The 15,674-nt window shown below is 71.3% G+C and carries 11 protein-coding genes; 8 read left to right on the forward strand and 3 right to left on the reverse strand.

Annotated features, from left to right (window positions below; genetic code table 11):
* Positions 1–46: 46 nt before the first annotated feature.
* The 3 genes from ACSNOD_RS07165 (at position 47) to ACSNOD_RS07175 (ending at position 3,177) form a co-directional block, all read left to right on the forward strand.
* Positions 47–1,165 (forward strand): lipid II:glycine glycyltransferase FemX, encoded by a 1,119-nt coding sequence (locus ACSNOD_RS07165; protein WP_436765909.1) that lies wholly within the window; start codon positions 47–49, stop codon positions 1,163–1,165.
* A 123-nt stretch (positions 1,166–1,288) separates the two neighbouring features.
* Complete coding sequence (locus ACSNOD_RS07170; protein ID WP_436765910.1) at positions 1,289–2,320, forward strand: alanine racemase; 1,032 nt, start codon at positions 1,289–1,291, stop codon at positions 2,318–2,320.
* A gap of 23 nt (positions 2,321–2,343) precedes the next feature.
* The gene (locus tag ACSNOD_RS07175) at positions 2,344–3,177 is read left to right on the forward strand and encodes an alpha/beta fold hydrolase (RefSeq protein ID WP_436765911.1); all 834 of its coding nucleotides are present in this window, start codon (positions 2,344–2,346) and stop codon (positions 3,175–3,177) included.
* Between the two features lie 34 nt (positions 3,178–3,211).
* Here ACSNOD_RS07175 and ACSNOD_RS07180 read toward each other — a convergent pair whose 3' ends face one another.
* Both ACSNOD_RS07180 and ACSNOD_RS07185 read right to left on the reverse strand, forming a co-directional pair.
* Positions 3,212–4,732: a glycosyltransferase family 87 protein gene (locus ACSNOD_RS07180; RefSeq protein WP_436765912.1), complete on the reverse strand. Its 1,521-nt coding sequence runs from the start codon at positions 4,730–4,732 to the stop codon at positions 3,212–3,214.
* Between the two features lie 182 nt (positions 4,733–4,914).
* Positions 4,915–7,572: a transglycosylase domain-containing protein gene (locus tag ACSNOD_RS07185; RefSeq protein WP_436765913.1), complete on the reverse strand. Its 2,658-nt coding sequence runs from the start codon at positions 7,570–7,572 to the stop codon at positions 4,915–4,917.
* Between the two features lie 370 nt (positions 7,573–7,942).
* Here ACSNOD_RS07185 and ACSNOD_RS07190 point away from each other — a divergent pair, with 370 nt between their 5' ends.
* From ACSNOD_RS07190 to ACSNOD_RS07200, 3 genes are all read left to right on the forward strand, one after another.
* Positions 7,943–8,608, forward strand: coding sequence for a helix-turn-helix transcriptional regulator (locus ACSNOD_RS07190; RefSeq protein WP_436765914.1), 666 nt, complete (start codon positions 7,943–7,945; stop codon positions 8,606–8,608).
* 50 nt (positions 8,609–8,658) lie between these two features.
* A complete protein-coding gene (locus tag ACSNOD_RS07195) occupies positions 8,659–9,741 on the forward strand; it encodes an inositol-3-phosphate synthase (RefSeq protein WP_436765915.1) in 1,083 nt (360 codons plus the stop codon).
* Positions 9,742–9,882: 141 nt separating this feature from the next.
* Positions 9,883–11,181 (forward strand): MFS transporter, encoded by a 1,299-nt coding sequence (locus tag ACSNOD_RS07200; RefSeq protein WP_436765916.1) that lies wholly within the window; start codon positions 9,883–9,885, stop codon positions 11,179–11,181.
* Positions 11,182–11,235: 54 nt separating this feature from the next.
* Here the strand turns inward: ACSNOD_RS07200 and ACSNOD_RS07205 are convergent, their stop codons facing one another.
* Positions 11,236–12,735 carry a CCA tRNA nucleotidyltransferase gene (locus ACSNOD_RS07205; protein WP_436765917.1) on the reverse strand — a complete coding sequence of 500 codons (1,500 nt, stop codon included), beginning with the start codon at positions 12,733–12,735 and terminating at the stop codon, positions 11,236–11,238.
* A 154-nt stretch (positions 12,736–12,889) separates the two neighbouring features.
* Here ACSNOD_RS07205 and ACSNOD_RS07210 point away from each other — a divergent pair, with 154 nt between their 5' ends.
* Together ACSNOD_RS07210 and ACSNOD_RS07215 are read left to right on the forward strand one after the other, a co-directional pair.
* The gene (locus ACSNOD_RS07210) at positions 12,890–15,346 is read left to right on the forward strand and encodes a DUF6049 family protein (protein ID WP_436765918.1); all 2,457 of its coding nucleotides are present in this window, start codon (positions 12,890–12,892) and stop codon (positions 15,344–15,346) included.
* 48 nt (positions 15,347–15,394) lie between these two features.
* Positions 15,395–15,674: hypothetical protein (locus ACSNOD_RS07215; protein ID WP_436765919.1), on the forward strand; the 280-nt coding region annotated here is incomplete at its 3' end.

Raw genomic sequence — 15,674 nt, forward strand, 5'->3', positions numbered from 1 at the left:
CCGGAACCCCGACCCAGGGGGACACACCTGCCGAGGAGCGCCCCGCATGAGCCTGACCCTGAGGACCATCAGCCGTGAGCAGCATCTGGCGTACATCCAGAGTCTGCCCGCGGCGAGCCACATGCAGGTCCCGGCATGGGCGGACGTCAAGAACGAATGGCGCGCGGAGAACCTGGGTTGGTTCGACAGGACGGGCCAGCTGGTGGGCGTGGGGCTGGTGCTCTACCGCCAGCTCCCCAAGATCAAGCGCTATCTGGCGTACCTCCCCGAGGGACCGGTGATCAACTGGTTCGCGCCGAACCTCGAGGACTGGCTGCGGCCGATGCTGGCCCACCTCAAGCAGCAGGGCGCCTTCTCGGTGAAGATGGGCCCGCCGGTGATCATCCGGCGCTGGGACGCCGGCGCGATCAAGTCGGGCATCCAGGACCCGGACGTGAAGCGGCTGCGCGACGTGGAGGCCACCTTCATCGAGCCGCGTGCCTTCGAGGTCGCCGACAAGCTGCGCCGGATGGGCTGGCAGCAGGGCGAGGACGGCGGCGCCGGCTTCGGTGACGTCCAGCCGCGCTACGTCTTCCAGGTGCCGCTCGAGAACCGCTCCCTGGAGGACGTCCACAAGGGCTTCAACCAGCTCTGGCGCCGCAACATCAAGAAGGCCGAGAAGGCCGGCGTCGAGGTCGTCCAGGGCGGCTACAACGACCTTCCGGTCTGGCAGCAGCTGTACGAGGTGACGGCCGAGCGCGACAAGTTCCGCCCGCGCCCGCTGGAGTACTTCCAGCGCATGTGGACGGCGCTGAACACCGAGGACCCCAACCGGATGCGGCTGTACTTCGCCGTGCACGAGGGCGAGGCGGTGGCCGCGGCCACGATGCTGATCGTCGGCGGCCACGTCTGGTACTCCTACGGCGCCTCGGCCAACCACAAGCGCGAGGTACGGCCCTCCAACGCCATGCAGTGGCGGATGCTGCGGGACGCCTACGCGCTCGGCGCCACGGTGTACGACCTCCGCGGCATCAGCGACTCCCTGGACGAGAACGACCACCTGTTCGGTCTGATCCAGTTCAAGGTCGGCACCGGCGGGCAGGCGGCCGAATACCTCGGGGAGTGGGACTTCCCGCTGAACAAGCTGCTGCACAAGGCGTTGGACATGTACATGTCCCGGCGCTAGTCCCGGATGTCCCGGCGCTGACCCGGGCACCCGCGGGGCCCCGCCGAGGGGCCCCGTACGTCCCCGTCCCCCTGTTCTCTTCGTTCTCCATCCGCAGATCACACGAGAGGTTCCGGACCGGCCATGGCGCTCACGCTCTATGTCGACACCGCGCGCTGGCGGGCGCATCAGCAGTCCGTGATCCAGCAGTTCCCGGGCATCGTCCCGGTCTGCAAGGGCAACGGCTACGGCTTCGGCCACGAGCGCCTCGCCGAGGAGGCCACCCGCTTCGGCGCGGACGTCCTCGCGGTCGGCACGACGTACGAGGCCGCCCGCATCAAGGACTTCTTCAGCGGTGACCTGCTCGTGCTGACGCCCTTCCGGCGCGGCGAGGAACCGGTTCCGCTGCCGGACCGGGTGATCCGCTCGGTCTCCTCCGTCGATGGCGTCTACGGCCTGGTCGGCGCGCGCGTCGTCGTCGAGGTCATGAGCACCATGAAGCGGCACGGCATCGGCGAGGAGGACCTGCCCAAGCTGGCCGCCGCGATCGAGGACGTACGGCTGGAGGGCTTCGCGCTCCACCTGCCGCTGGACCGCACCGACGGCTCCGACGCCGTCGAGGAGGTCATCGGCTGGATGGAGCGGCTGCGGGCCGCCCGGCTGCCGCTGCACACCATGTTCGTCAGCCACCTGCGGGCGGACGACCTGGCGCGGCTCCAGCAGCAGTACCCGCAGACCCATTTCCGCGCCCGGATCGGCACCCGGCTGTGGCTGGGCGACCACGACGCGACGGAGTACCGGGGCGCGGTGCTGGACGTCACCCGCGTCGCCAAGGGCGACCGCTTCGGCTACCGCCAGCAGAAGGCCGCCTCCGACGGCCATCTGGTGGTCGTGGCCGGCGGCACCTCGCACGGCGTGGGCCTGGAGGCGCCCAAGGCGCTGCACGGCGTGATGCCGCGCGCCAAGGGCGTCGCCCGCGCCGGCCTGGCCACCGTCAACCGCAACCTGTCGCCGTTCGTCTGGGCCGGCAAGCAGCGCTGGTTCGCCGAGCCCCCGCACATGCAGGTGTCCATCCTGTTCATCCCCGGCGACGTACCGCCGCCGCAGCTCGGCGAGGAGCTCGTGGCCCATCTGCGGCACACGACGACCACCTTCGACCGCACGATGGACCGCTGACGGCCCGAAAGGGAGCACCACCCGTGAGTGAAGGGCAGTTGACCGGGACCTTCCGCAGCAGCTCCGGTGACGTCCGCTGGGGCACCCTCGGGCAACCCGGCCGGGACCCGGTCGTCCTCCTCCACGGCACGCCCTTCTCCTCGTACGTCTGGCGTGCCGTCGCCCGCTCGCTCGCCCCCCGCCACCAGGTGTTCCTGTGGGACATGCCCGGCTACGGGGCGTCGGAGAAGTTCGCCGGCCAGGACGTGTCCCTGGCCGCCCAGGGCAGGGTCTTCACCGAACTCCTGGACCACTGGGGCCTGGAGGACCCCCTGGTCGTCGCCCACGACTTCGGCGGGGCCGTCTCCTTGCGGGCACATCTGCTGCACGGCGCCCGCTATCGCGCGCTCGCTCTGGTCGACCCGGTCGCGCTGGCGCCGTGGGGGTCCCCGTTCTTCCGCCTCGTCGGCGCGCACTCCGAGGTCTTCGAGCAGCTGCCCCCGGCGCTGCACCACGCCCTGGTACGCGAATACGTCGGTTCCGCCAGCAGCCCCGGCCTGCACCCGGCAGTCCTCGACCGGCTCGTCGGCCCCTGGCTCGGCGACCCCGGCCAGGCGGCGTTCTACCGGCAGATCGCCCAGGCCGACCAGCGACACACCGACGAGGTGCAGGACCGCTACGGCGAGATACGCGTCCCGACGCTCGTGTGCTGGGGCGAGGACGACGCCTGGATTCCCGTGACGAAGGGGCAGGAGCTCGCCGCCCGCATCCCGGGCGCGCGGCTTGAGCGCATCGCCGGTGCGGGCCATCTCGTCCAGGAGGACGCGCCCGCCGAACTCACGGCCGCTCTCCTCGGCTTCCTCCAGGACCCGCGCTGACGCCCGGCGCCCCGAAGGCCCCCTGGTCTCGGCGCTAGCGCCCCGTACCCCGCTCCGCGCCCCGCTCCGTGCCCCAGCGCACGGCCGGGGCGTCGGGGCGCCGCTCGGTCCAGGGCGCGGTCTCGGCGCGGGGGAGCGTGAAGACGTCCGCGGCGCCGTCGAGCACGCCCCCGGAGGGGTCGTCCGAGCCGTCGCGGCGGACCGGGTCGCGGTCCGGGAGCAGGATGTCGCGGACCACGACCGCGCAGAGGTAGAGCGTCCCCAGCAGGTGGATCAGGATCGCCAGCTGGTAGCCCTCCGTGGGCAGGCCCTGGTGCTTGTCCCCGCTGGAGGTGTAGGCGAGGTACATCCAGATGCCCAGGAAGTACATGACCTCGCACGCCTGCCAGACCAGGAAGTCGCGCCAACGCGGGCGGGCCAGGGCGGCCAGCGGCACGAGCCACAGCACGTACTGCGGTGAGTAGACCTTGTTGGTGAGGATGAAGACCGCCACGACCAGGAAGGCGAGCTGGGCGAAGCGGGGGCGGCGGGGCGCGTAGAGCGCGAGGGCGCCGATGCCGGCGCACAGCAGCAGGGTGAGCGCCGTCGCCCAGGTGTTCGCGCCGTCCAGCGGGTCGCCCGTGCGCTGGGAGATGATCAGCCAGAAGGAGCCGAAGTCCACCGGCCGCTCCTGGCTGAAGGTGTAGAACTTCTTCCAGCCCTCCGGCGCCAGCACCATCACGGGGACGTTCACCACGAGCCATGCGGCACAGGCGCCGCCCAGCGTCACCGCGTACTCCCGCAGCCGCCCGGCGCGCAGACAGAGCACGAGCAGCGGGCCCAGCAGCAGGACGGGGTAGAGCTTGGCGGCCGTCGCCAGCCCGATGAGCACGCCCGCGGTCAGCGTCCTGGAGCGCGACCACATGAGCATCGCGGCGGCCGTCAGCGCGACGGCCAGCAGGTCCCAGTTGATGGTGGCGGTCAGCGCGAAGGCGGGCGCCAGGGCGACGAGGAGCGCGTCCCAGGGGCGCCGCCGGTGGGTGCGCGCCGTACAGACGGCGATGACGGCGGCGCAGACCATCAGCATGCCGGCGTTGACCAGCCAGTAGATCTGCTCGCGGTGCTGCAGCGAGCCGCCGTGCGGGGTCAGCCAGGAGGCGACCTCCATGAAGAGCCCGGTGAGCACCGGGTACTCCAGGTACTCCATGTCGCCGGGCAGCCGGTCGAAGTACGGCACGAGGTCGGCGGCGAAGCCGCGCGCGTTGTACAGGTGCGGGATGTCGGAGTAGCAGGCGTGCACGTACTGGCTGCCGGCGCCGTAGAACCAGCCGCCGTTGTAGCAGGGCAGCTTCTGCACCATGCCGAGCGCGAAGAGGCCGATGGCCACCAGCGCGACGATCCGTACGGGCGTCCACCAGCTGACGCCGAGCAGCGCCCGGCGGCCGACGGGCCCGCCGAACAGTTCGCTGCCGTTCGCGGCCACCTCGTCCTGGAGGGTGGGCCGCACCGGCCGCTCCTCGCGCCGGGGGGCAGTCGCCCGGGCACCGCCGGTGTCGGAGTCGCGCACGCTCGTCATGGGGGTACATCCTGCCGTACGGGGGTGGGGGCGCGGGTACGGGCGAGCCGCCGGTCCGTGCGGGTCGCCGGGCGGTGGCGCGGGTACGGGCGAGCCCCCCGCCCCGGGAGGGGGCGAGGGGCTCGTGTGCGGCTTCCACGGGCGCGTCGGGCCTTACGGCTCCGGCGCGCCGCGGTCGCGGGTCAGTCCTTGCGGTTGGTGCCCCCCGAGCCGGAGCTCGACGAACCGCCGAAGAGACCGCCACCGCCGCTGTTCGGCTGGCCGCCGTTCACCCCTCCGTTGGCGGAGGGGCTGGAGCTGCTCGTACTGCCGCCGCCGGACGACTGGCCGGTCGAGGTGCCCCGGTCCGCCCCGCCGCTGCCGGGTCCGGCGTTGCTGTTGCCGCCGGGCTGGCACTTGAAGTCGAACGGGTCGCACGACTGCGAGGAGCTGGTCGAGGGCGTCGCCGACGAGGGGGTGGAGGACGGCGTCGAGGACGGGGTGGAGGACGGGCTGCTCGACGGGGACGACGACGGCGAGGTCGACGGCGACGGCGCGCCTTCCTGGTCGATCCGCGTGCCCAGCGGCTCGGCCTGCGGGAAGTCCTCGTTCGGCACGCCCTTCAGGGCCGCCTCCATGTACTCGCGCCACACCTCGGCGGGGATGTCACCACCGTGGATGGAGTCCTTGCCGCCCGTGCCGTTCATCGAGAGCAGTTCCTTGTTCTGGCTCTTCGGGTCGGTGCGGAACAGGGCCACGGAGGTGGAGATCTGCCGGGTGTAGCCGACGAACCAGGCCGACTTGTTCTTGTCGGTGGTGCCGGTCTTGCCGGCGACGCTGCGGCCCGGAATGCGGGCCTTCTTGCCGGTGCCGTTCTCGACCACGTTCTCCAGGACCTTGGTCACGTTGTTGGCGACCTGGTCGCTCATGGCCTGGGTGGGCTTGGGCAGCTCCAGCTCGCCGACGTCCGTCCCGCCCTTCTTCACGGCGGTGACCGTGTAGGGGTCGACATGCGTGCCGGAGGTGGCGAAGGTCGCGTAGGAGGCGGCCATCCGGATGGCGCTGGGGGTCGAGGTGCCCAGGGAGAACGACGCGTTCAGCTTGTCGAAGCTCTCCTTGAGGATGCCGGTGGAGGCGGCCACGTCCCGCACCTTCTCCAGGCCCACGTCGATGCCGAGCTGCACGAACGGGGTGTTGACGGACTTCTCCATCGCCTCGTTCAGCGTGATGTACCCGTACGGCGTCGAGCTCTCGTTCTTCTGCCGGAAGGGCGTGCCGTCGGCCGTGGTGATGAGCTTGCCGTTGCGGTCCTTGATCGGCAGCAGGTCGTTGCCGTTGTACTTGCTCTGCGGGGAGATCGGCTGGCCGCCGCTCTTCTTGGTGCCGTGCTCCATGGCGGCCGCCAGGACGTACGGCTTCCAGGTCGAGCCCACGGGTACGCCGGAGCTGTCGGCGTTGTTGGTGAAGTGCTCCTTGTCGAAGCCCTCACCGCCGTAGATGGCGACGACCTTGCCGGTCTTCGCCTCCACGGACGCGGCGCCGAACTGGACGAACTTGTCCTGCTCGCGGCCTTCCTTGATGTATTCCTTCCGGGTGACCTGCACGGCCTTGGTCAGGGCGTCGGTCTTGCCCTTGTCGAAGGTCGTGTAGATCTGGTAGCCGCCCTTGCCGAGGTCGTCCGCGGAGATCTTGGACTTCTTCACCACGTACTTCTGCGCGGTCTCGACCAGATAGCCGATCTGCCCGTTCATGCCCACGGCCTGCTTGGGGTCCTTGGGCATCGGGAACTGGGAGTACTTGGCCCGGTCGGCCTCCGTCATGTGGCCTTCCTCCACCTCGCGCAGGAGGGTCCACGCCCAGCGCTTCTGCACCCGCTTGAGGTTCTCCTCCTTGGTGGCGTTGTCACCGATGCCACCCGCGGGGTCGTAGAGGTTGGGGCCGTTGAGGACGGCGGAGAGCACCGCGCTCTCGCTGGGGTCGAGGTCCTCGGCGTTCTTGCCGTAGTACGCCTGGGCCGCCGCCTGGATGCCGTACGCGCCGCGCCCGTAGTACGCGGTGTTGAGGTACCCGGCGAGGATCTCCTCCTTGGGCACCGTCTGGCCGGCCTTTATCGAGATGAGGAGCTCGGTGACCTTGCGCTTGAGGGTCTGCTCCTGGGAGAGCATCGCGTTCTTCACGTACTGCTGGGTGATGGTCGAGCCACTCTGGGTCTGACCGCCCTGGGCCATGTTGAGCACGGCCCGCATGATGCCCTTGGGGTCGACGCCCCAGTCGTCCCAGAACGAGGCGTTCTCCGCGGAGATCACGGCGTTCTGCATCGACTCCGGGATCTTCGCCAGCGGGACGATCTGCCGGTTGGTGTTGCCACCGGTGGCCGCCATCTGGGTGCCGTCGGCCCAGTAGTAGACATTGCTCTCGGCCGTGGCCGCCTTGTGGGGGTCGGGGACGTCCACCCAGGCGAGGGCGATGCCCGTGGCCGCGACGATCATGCCGATGAAGCCGATCACACTGCCCGTGACCAGCTTCCAGGACGGCACCCAGCGCCGGAAGCCGGTCTTGCCAAAGCGCGGATAGTCGATGAACCGCTTCTTTCCCTGCGGCGGACGCCCGCCGCGGCCCTCGCCCGCACCGCCCCGGCCGCCCCGGCGCGCGGCACCCCGGCCGGCGGCCCGGCGGGCCTCCGCCCGGCTGCCGTGCGCCCGGGACTCCGGCGCGGGCGAGCCGTGGGGGGGCGTGCCTGAGCCGCCCCCGCGCTGCGGCCCGACCCTGCGGGCGGACGGTGGCTGTGGCGACGCCCCGCGCCGACCCGCGGCGCGTCCACCGCCTTGGGGGTGCGGTGGTTTGCGACGGTGCTCGCTCATGGAACAGCTACTCCTCGGGCAGGCGCTATCGCCTGAAAGCGACAGTTGACTTCCGGTCCCCCCGACATGCGGGCCTGGCCTTGGGGGCGACAGGCCGCACTGCACCCACGACGATGACGCCCCAACGTGCCCTGTGGTTCCCGGTGGTCTGCATAAGCGCACAGACTACGCACGGTCAAAAACCGCTCAGCAGCCCCCTTCACCCCAAAACAGGCAACAAAAGTCCCACGAATCGGTGATGTGATCCCGTTCACCGTGCCCCCTCTTGTCCCGGCCGAGGCGTCGTTCTATCGTGCGGATGTATCGAATCGATACATCGGACCGATCCAGGGGTCCCACCACAGGGACCGGAGAGGAAGGGGGCGGGACCGTGAGCCGACGTTCGGGCATCCTCGAGTTCGCCGTCCTCGGCCTGCTCCGGGAGTCCCCCATGCACGGCTATGAGCTGCGCAAACGGCTCAACACCTCACTGGGGGTGTTCCGTGCCTTCAGCTATGGAAGCCTCTACCCCTGCCTCAAGACGCTGGTCGCCCGCGGCTGGTTGATCGAGGAGCCGGGCAGCGCGCCCGACGAAGCGCTCGCCGCTTCCCTCGCCGGCCGCAGGGCGAAGATCGTCTATCGGTTGACGGCGGAGGGGAAGGAGCACTTCGAGGAGCTGCTCGACCACTCCGGCCCCGACGCCTGGGAGGACGAGCACTTCGGTGTTCGCTTCGCCTTCTTCGGCCAGACCTCCCGGGACGTCCGGATGCGGGTGCTGGAAGGCCGCCGCACCCGGCTGGAGGAGCGCCTGGAGAAAATGCGCGCCTCGCTGGCCCGCTCGCGCGAGCGGCGGCTCGACGACTACACCCTCGAGCTGCAACGGCACGGCGTGGAGTCCGTGGAGCGCGAGGTCCGCTGGCTCAATGAGCTCATCGAGAGCGAGCGGGCGGGGCGCGACCAGCGCCGCGCCCCGGACAACCGGTCCGAGAACACGGGCGGCCTGCCCCGGGACCGGGGCGGTTCCCGGCCGGACCCGTCCGATGACACCACCATTTGAGGCCCTGCGCACCGCAGCGCCTCGTCGAGAACACACAGGGAGCAACCGGAATGGGTTCGGTTCGCGTAGCCATCGTCGGCGTGGGCAACTGCGCCGCCTCGCTGGTGCAGGGCGTCGAGTACTACAAGGACGCCGACCCGAACGGTCGCGTGCCGGGTCTGATGCACGTGCAGTTCGGCGACTACCACGTCCGTGACGTGGAGTTCGTGGCGGCCTTCGATGTCGACGCGAAGAAGGTCGGCCTCGACCTCGCGGACGCCATCGGCGCCAGCGAGAACAACACCATCAAGATCTGCGACGTGCCGCAGTCCGGCGTCACCGTGCAGCGCGGCCACACTCTCGACGGCCTGGGCAAGTACTACCGCCAGACCATCGAGGAGTCCGCCGAGGAGCCCGTCGACGTCGTCCAGGTCCTCAAGGACCGCGAGGTCGACGTGCTGGTCTGCTACCTGCCGGTCGGCTCCGAGGAGGCCGCGAAGTTCTACGCGCAGTGCGCCATCGACGCCAAGGTGGCGTTCGTCAACGCGCTGCCGGTCTTCATCGCGGGCACCAAGGAGTGGGCGGACAAGTTCACCGAGGCGGGCGTCCCGATCGTCGGTGACGACATCAAGTCGCAGGTCGGCGCGACCATCACGCACCGCGTGATGGCGAAGCTGTTCGAGGACCGGGGCGTCATCCTGGACCGCACGATGCAGCTCAACGTCGGCGGCAACATGGACTTCAAGAACATGCTCGAGCGCGAGCGCCTGGAGTCCAAGAAGATCTCCAAGACGCAGGCCGTCACCTCGCAGATCCCCGACCGCGACATGGGCGAGAAGAACGTCCACATCGGTCCCTCGGACTACGTCGCCTGGCTCGACGACCGCAAGTGGGCCTACGTCCGCCTGGAGGGCCGTGCCTTCGGTGACGTTCCGCTGAACCTGGAGTACAAGCTCGAGGTGTGGGACTCCCCGAACTCCGCGGGTGTCATCATCGACGCGCTGCGCGCCGCGAAGATCGCCAAGGACCGCGGCATCGGCGGCCCGATCCTGTCGGCGTCCTCGTACTTCATGAAGTCGCCGCCGGTGCAGTACTTCGACGACATCGCGCGCGAGAACGTCGAGAAGTTCATCGCGGGCGAGGTCGAGCGCTGACGTAGCGCGTCGACGGCCGAGAGCCGGTCCGGCGCGCGCCACCGGCCTTCCGGTTCGGCGCGCGCGGCGGCCGAACGCCTCGTACGACGGGCCCCCGGGGAATCCCCCCGGGGGCCCGTTCGCTGTGTGAGGCTGTGCCTCATGCCGGTCGTACGTGATCTACGGGTGCTGCTGCGGTTGAGGGACTTCCGCCGCCTGCTGACCGTGCGCCTGCTCTCCCAGGCCGCCGACGGCGTCTACCAGGTGGCCCTCGCCACCTATGTCGTCTTCTCCCCCGAGAAGCAGACCTCGCCCGCCGCCATCGCCTCGGCCATGGCGGTGCTGCTGCTGCCGTACTCCCTGATCGGCCCGTTCGCGGGCGTGCTGCTGGACCGCTGGCGCCGCCGCCAGGTGCTGCTCCACGGCAATCTGCTGCGCGCCGTCCTCGCCTGCGGGACCGCGCTGCTGATCGTGCTGGACGTGCCCGACTGGCTCTTCTACGCCTCCGCGCTGTCGGTCACCGCCGTCAACCGCTTCGTGCTCGCCGGGCTGTCGGCGGCCCTGCCGCGGGTGGTCGTCCGGCAGCCCCTGCTGGTGACCGCCAACGCGCTCTCGCCCACCGCCGGCACCCTGGCGGCCACGGCGGGCGGCGGCCTCGCCTTCGCCCTGCGGCTCGCCGGGACCGACTCGGACGCGGTGACCGTGCTGCTGGGCGCCGCCCTGTATCTGGCGGCCGGGCTCTCGGCGCTGCTGATGGGGCGGGACCTGCTCGGCCCGGACCCGGAGCGGGTACCGCCCCGGCTCGCGGGGGCGCTGGCCGGAACCGCGCGGGGGCTGGCGGCCGGGGTGCGCCACGTGGCACGGCGGCGCCCGGCCGCCGGCGTGCTGACCGCCATGACGCTGATGCGGTTCTGCTACGGCGCCCTGACGGTGATGGTGCTGATGCTGTGCCGCTACGCGTGGGCGGAGGCGGAGAACGACGGGCTGGCCCTGCTCGGGATGGCCGTGGCCGTCTCGGGCGCCGGCTTCTTCGCCGCGGCCGTGGTGACGCCCGGCGCGGTCACCCGGCTGGGCCCGTTCCGCTGGATCACCTTCTGCGCGACCGCGGCGGCGGTCCTGGCGCCGGCCCTGGGGCTGCCCTTCGAGCCGGCGCCCATGCTGATCGCCGCGTTCGTCCTCGGCGTGATCACCCAGGGCGCCAAGATCACCACGGACACGGTGATCCAGTCGTCCGTGGACGACGCCTTCCGCGGCCGGGTCTTCTCCCTCTACGACGTGCTCTTCAACGTCGCCTTCGTGGGCGCGGCGGGGGTGGCGGCGCTGATGCTCCCGGCCGACGGCCGGTCGACCCCCCTGGTGCTGACGGTCGCGCTGCTCTACACGGCGGTGGCCGGGGTCATGTTTCACGTGAAACATGACCCCGGCCACCGTCCGGGACCGGATCGCGCGAGCCGCGGCTGAGCCGGGGCGCGGCTCTGCCGGGCTCAGCCCTGCTGTGACTCAGCTCTGCCGGGCTCAGCTCTGCTGGGCCGACCACCACTCCTTGAGGGCGGCGACAGCCGCCTCGTGGTCCATCGGGCCGTGCTCCAGCCGCAGGTCCAGCAGGTGCTTGTACGCCTGGCCGACCACGGGCCCCGGGCCGACGCCCAGGATCTCCATGATCGCGTTGCCGTCGAGGTCCGGGCGGATCGCGTCCAGCTCCTCCTGCTCCTGGAGCCGCGCGATCCGCTCCTCCAGCCCGTCGTAGGCCTTGGAGAGGGCGTTGGCCTTGCGCTTGTTGCGGGTGGTGCAGTCGGACCGGGTCAGCTTGTGCAGCCGCTCCAGCAGCGGGCCGGCGTCGCGCACATAGCGGCGGACCGCGGAGTCGGTCCACTCCCCGGTTCCGTAGCCGTGGAAGCGCAGGTGCAGCTCGACCAGGCGCGAGACGTCCTTGATCAGCTCATTGGAGTACTTGAGCTTGGCCATCCGCATCTTGGTCATCTTCGCGCCCACCACCTCGTGGTGGTGGAAGGAGACCCGGCCGTCCTTCTCGAAGCGCCGCGTCCGGGGCTTGCCGATGTCGTGCAGCAGCGCGGCCAGCCGCAGCACCAGGTCGGGGCCGTTCTCCTCCAGGGCGATCGCCTGGTCGAGAACGGTCAGCGAGTGCTCGTAGACGTCCTTGTGCCGGTGGTGCTCGTCCCGCTCCAGGCGCAGCGCCGGGATCTCGGGCAGGAACCGGTCCGCGAGGCCGGTGTCCACCAGCAGCCGCAGGCCCTTGCGCGGGTGGCGGGCGAGGACCAGCTTGTTCAGCTCGTCGCGCACCCGCTCGGCCGAGACGATGTCGATCCGGTCGGCCATCGCGGTCATCGCGGCGACGACCTCGGGGGCCACGGTGAAGTCGAGCTGCGCGGCGAAGCGCGCGGCCCGCATCATCCGCAGCGGGTCGTCGGAGAACGACTCCTCGGGGGTGCCGGGCGTGCGGAGCACGCGCGCGGCCAGGTCCTCCAGTCCCCCGTGCGGGTCGATGAAGGTCTTCTCGGGGAGCGCGACCGCCATGGCGTTGACCGTGAAGTCCCGGCGGACGAGATCGTCCTCGATGGAGTCGCCGTACGAGACCTCCGGCTTGCGGGAGGTCCGGTCGTACGCCTCCGAGCGGTACGTCGTGATCTCGATCTGGTAGTTCTCCTTGCGGCAGCCGACCGTGCCGAAGGCGATGCCCACCTCCCAGACCGCGTCCGCCCAGGTCCGGACGATCCGCAGCACCGCCTCGGGGCGGGCGTCGGTGGTGAAGTCGAGGTCGTTGCCGAGCCTGCCGAGCAGCGCGTCCCGGACCGAGCCGCCGACCAGGGCGAGGCTGTGCCCGGCCTCCTGGAAGCGGCGGGCGAGGTCGTCGGCGACTGGGGAGACCCGCAGCAGCTCGCTCACGGCGCGGCGCTGCACCTGATTGAGCGGATTCGTCGACGGAGCGGACGACGGCTGCGGCTGCGGGGCCCGCGTGGCCTGCGGGGACCGGCTGTCATTCTTGGCGTTCGGCACAACAGAAGAGGGTACGTGGCCCGGCCGCGGACGGCTTCCCCGTCATGGCGATCTTGCAGACCGGTCCCCAGCACTTCGCCGCCGCGCCTCTCGTTACCATTCGTGGACGCACAACCGACGACCACCACTGACGACGACGAGGGACGGGCGACGCGTGGCCGAGGCGGCAGAGTTCCCATCGACGCGATCCGCTCCTGGCCGCCGCTGGCTGCGGCGCACGGCCGTGGTTCTCGCCGGGGTCCCCCTGCTCGCCGGGCTGCTCCAGCTCCCCGGCGCGCCCGCCACCGGCCCCTGGGCCGCTCCGGCCGCGCACGCCGCGGAGGGCGCCACCGGCTCCCGTACGGTCGATGTCGCGATCGAGTCGATGACGCCCTCGGCGCCGGCCAAGGGCGACACGATCACCATCAGCGGCAGCGTCACCAACGGCGGCGGCTCCACGGTCACGGACGCCCGGGTGGGCCTGCGCGTCGGGGCCCCGCTCGGCAGCCGCAGCTCGATCGAGTCCGCGGCCGAGCGGACCGGGTTCTCCGCCGGCGCCGACGGCCAGGAGGTCGCCGACAAGCGCGCGGTGACCATCGACAAGCTGGCCCCCGGCATCAGCCGTGACTTCACCCTCTCGGTCCCGGCCGAGGAGCTGAACCTGGGCGCCGATGGCGTCTACCAGCTCGGCGTCACCCTCACCGGCCGCACCGACACCCGGTCCTACCCCCAGGTGCTCGGCATCGAGCGGACCTTCCTGCCCTGGCAGCCGGCCGCCGGCGAGAAGAAGACCGAGATCACCTTCCTGTGGCCGCTGATCTCCACCACCCGGCTGACCGCGCGCACCGCCTCCGACGAGCAGCAGACCCGCACCTTCCGCGACGACTCGCTCGCGCAGGACCTCGCGCCCGGCGGCCGGCTCCAGCAGATGGTGGCGCTCGGCAAGGACCGCAAGGTCACCTGGGTGATCGACCCGGACCTGCTCGCCGCCGTCGACGCGATGGCCAAGAGCTACCAGGTGGAGACGCCCACCGGGGACGTCGTGCCGGGCCGCAACCAGGCCGTCGCCAAGCAGTGGCTGGCCGACCTGCTGAAGGCCCTGGAGGGCCGCGAGGTGGTCGCCCTGCCCTTCGCCGACCCCGACCTCGCCTCCCTCGCCCACCGCGGCAGGGACGTCTACGGCGCGCTGAGCCACCTCAAGCCGGCCACCGACCTCGCCGCCACGGTCGTGGAGACCACCCTGGGCATCAAGCCCCGCACGGACTTCGCCTGGCCGGTGAACGGCGCCATCGACTCCTCGATCGTCGACGTGGCCACCTCCGCCGGCGCCCACCAGGTGATCGCCCGCAGCGACAGCCTCACCGAGGGCGGCGACCTCGCGTACACCCCGACCGCCGCCCGCCCCATCGGCAGCGGCAACACGGCCGTCGTGGCCGACGCCCTGCTGTCCACCGCCTTCGAGGGCGACATGGCCCGCGCCGAGAACGCCACGCTCGCGGTGCAGGAGTTCCTGGCCCAGAGCATGATGATCAACGCCCAGGCGCCGGACAAGCAGCGCTCCATCGTGGTGGCCCCGCAGCGGATGCCCACCGCCAGCCAGGCCCGCGCCATGGCCACCGCCCTCCAGACGCTGGAGAACGGGCGCTGGAGCCAGCCGAAGTCCCTCGGGGACGCCGCCCGGGCCGCACCGGACCCGGGCGCCAACCGCGAGATTCCCGACGACTCCGCCTACCCCGAGGAGCTGCGCGCGAAGGAGCTGCCCACCAGCACCTTCGAGCAGATCCAGCGCACCCGCGCCAGCCTGGAGAAGTTCCAGGTGGTGCTGACGCAGCCGGAGCGGGTGGTGACCCCGTTCGGCAACGCGATCATGCGGGAGATGTCGACGTCCTGGCGCGGCCAGGGCGCCGAGGCGGCCGACTTCCGCAGCTCCGTGCAGAGCTATCTGACCGGGCTGACCCAGGAGGTCAACCTGATCCAGAAGTCCACCCAGACCCTCTCGGGGCGCAGCGCGACCATCCCGGTCACCGTGCAGAACAACCTGGTGCAGGGCATCAAGGGGCTCCGGCTCGTCCTGACCTCCAGCCAGCCTCAGCGCCTGGAGGTGAGCGACCCGCAGCCCGTACGGATCGCGGGCACGCACAACCAGACGGTGAAGTTCAGCACCACGGCCAACGCCAACGGGCCGGTGCAGGTGAAGGCGCAGCTCTACACCGAGGACGGCGAGCCGTACGGGCGCGCGATGGAGTTCCAGGTGAACGTCACCGAGATCACCTCGACGGTGATGCTGGTGATCGCGGGCGGGGTGCTGCTGCTCGTGCTGGCCGGCGTGCGGATGTACACGCAGCGCAAGCGCGCGGCGGCCCGCACGGAGGCCGCGGACGGCGGCGACCCGGCGGACCCGGCGGACCCGGCCGGTGACCGTACGGAGGGCACCGCCGACAGCCGTACGGACGGCGCCCCGGAGGACTGTGCCGCGGGTGCCCCGGAGGACTGCGCGAAGGGCGCCCCCGAGGGCCCCGACGGCGGCCCCGCACCGGGCGCTCCGGCGCCCGCGCAGCCGAGTGACGCCACACTGGACACCGGTCCCGAAAGCGGCGGCCCGTCCGGCCGGAGTGAGAAGGTGGACCGTTGAGCGATGTCAGGACCGACGGTCGGCCCGGGACGATGAGGTGGGGTAGCGATGAACGCGCCGTACGACGGTGACCGTGGCCGGGGCCCGGGTGGCGACCCGGCGGCCCAGGTGCCGCCGCCCTCGCCCCCCGCGCGGGACCCGTACGTCCACGACGCCTACGCCCACGACCCGTACCGCGCCCAGGACCCCGCGGCGCAGGACCCGGTGAGCGAGGCGCTCTACGACCGCGCCGCGCACCCCCCGCCGCCCGGCGGCCACCCCGACCGCGATCACCAGCATCACCGTCGAGGTGATCTCGGTGACGTTCACCTGGAACTCCATCGCGCGC

Source organism: Streptomyces sp. URMC 123 (assembly GCF_051386515.1).
GTDB lineage: Bacteria > Actinomycetota > Actinomycetes > Streptomycetales > Streptomycetaceae > Streptomyces.

What these genes read in the sequence shown, in the direction of transcription:
- ACSNOD_RS07170 (WP_436765910.1), top strand. Translation starts at nt 1,289, where the DNA reads ATGGCGCTCACGCTCTATGTCGACACCGCGCGCTGGCGGGCGCATCAG.
- ACSNOD_RS07195 (WP_436765915.1), top strand. Translation starts at nt 8,659, where the DNA reads ATGGGTTCGGTTCGCGTAGCCATCGTCGGCGTGGGCAACTGCGCCGCC.
- ACSNOD_RS07185 (WP_436765913.1), bottom strand. Translation starts at nt 7,572, where the DNA reads ATGAGCGAGCACCGTCGCAAACCACCGCACCCCCAAGGCGGTGGACGC.
- ACSNOD_RS07200 (WP_436765916.1), top strand. Translation starts at nt 9,883, where the DNA reads ATGCCGGTCGTACGTGATCTACGGGTGCTGCTGCGGTTGAGGGACTTC.
- ACSNOD_RS07165 (WP_436765909.1), top strand. Translation starts at nt 47, where the DNA reads ATGAGCCTGACCCTGAGGACCATCAGCCGTGAGCAGCATCTGGCGTAC.
- ACSNOD_RS07180 (WP_436765912.1), bottom strand. Translation starts at nt 4,732, where the DNA reads ATGACGAGCGTGCGCGACTCCGACACCGGCGGTGCCCGGGCGACTGCC.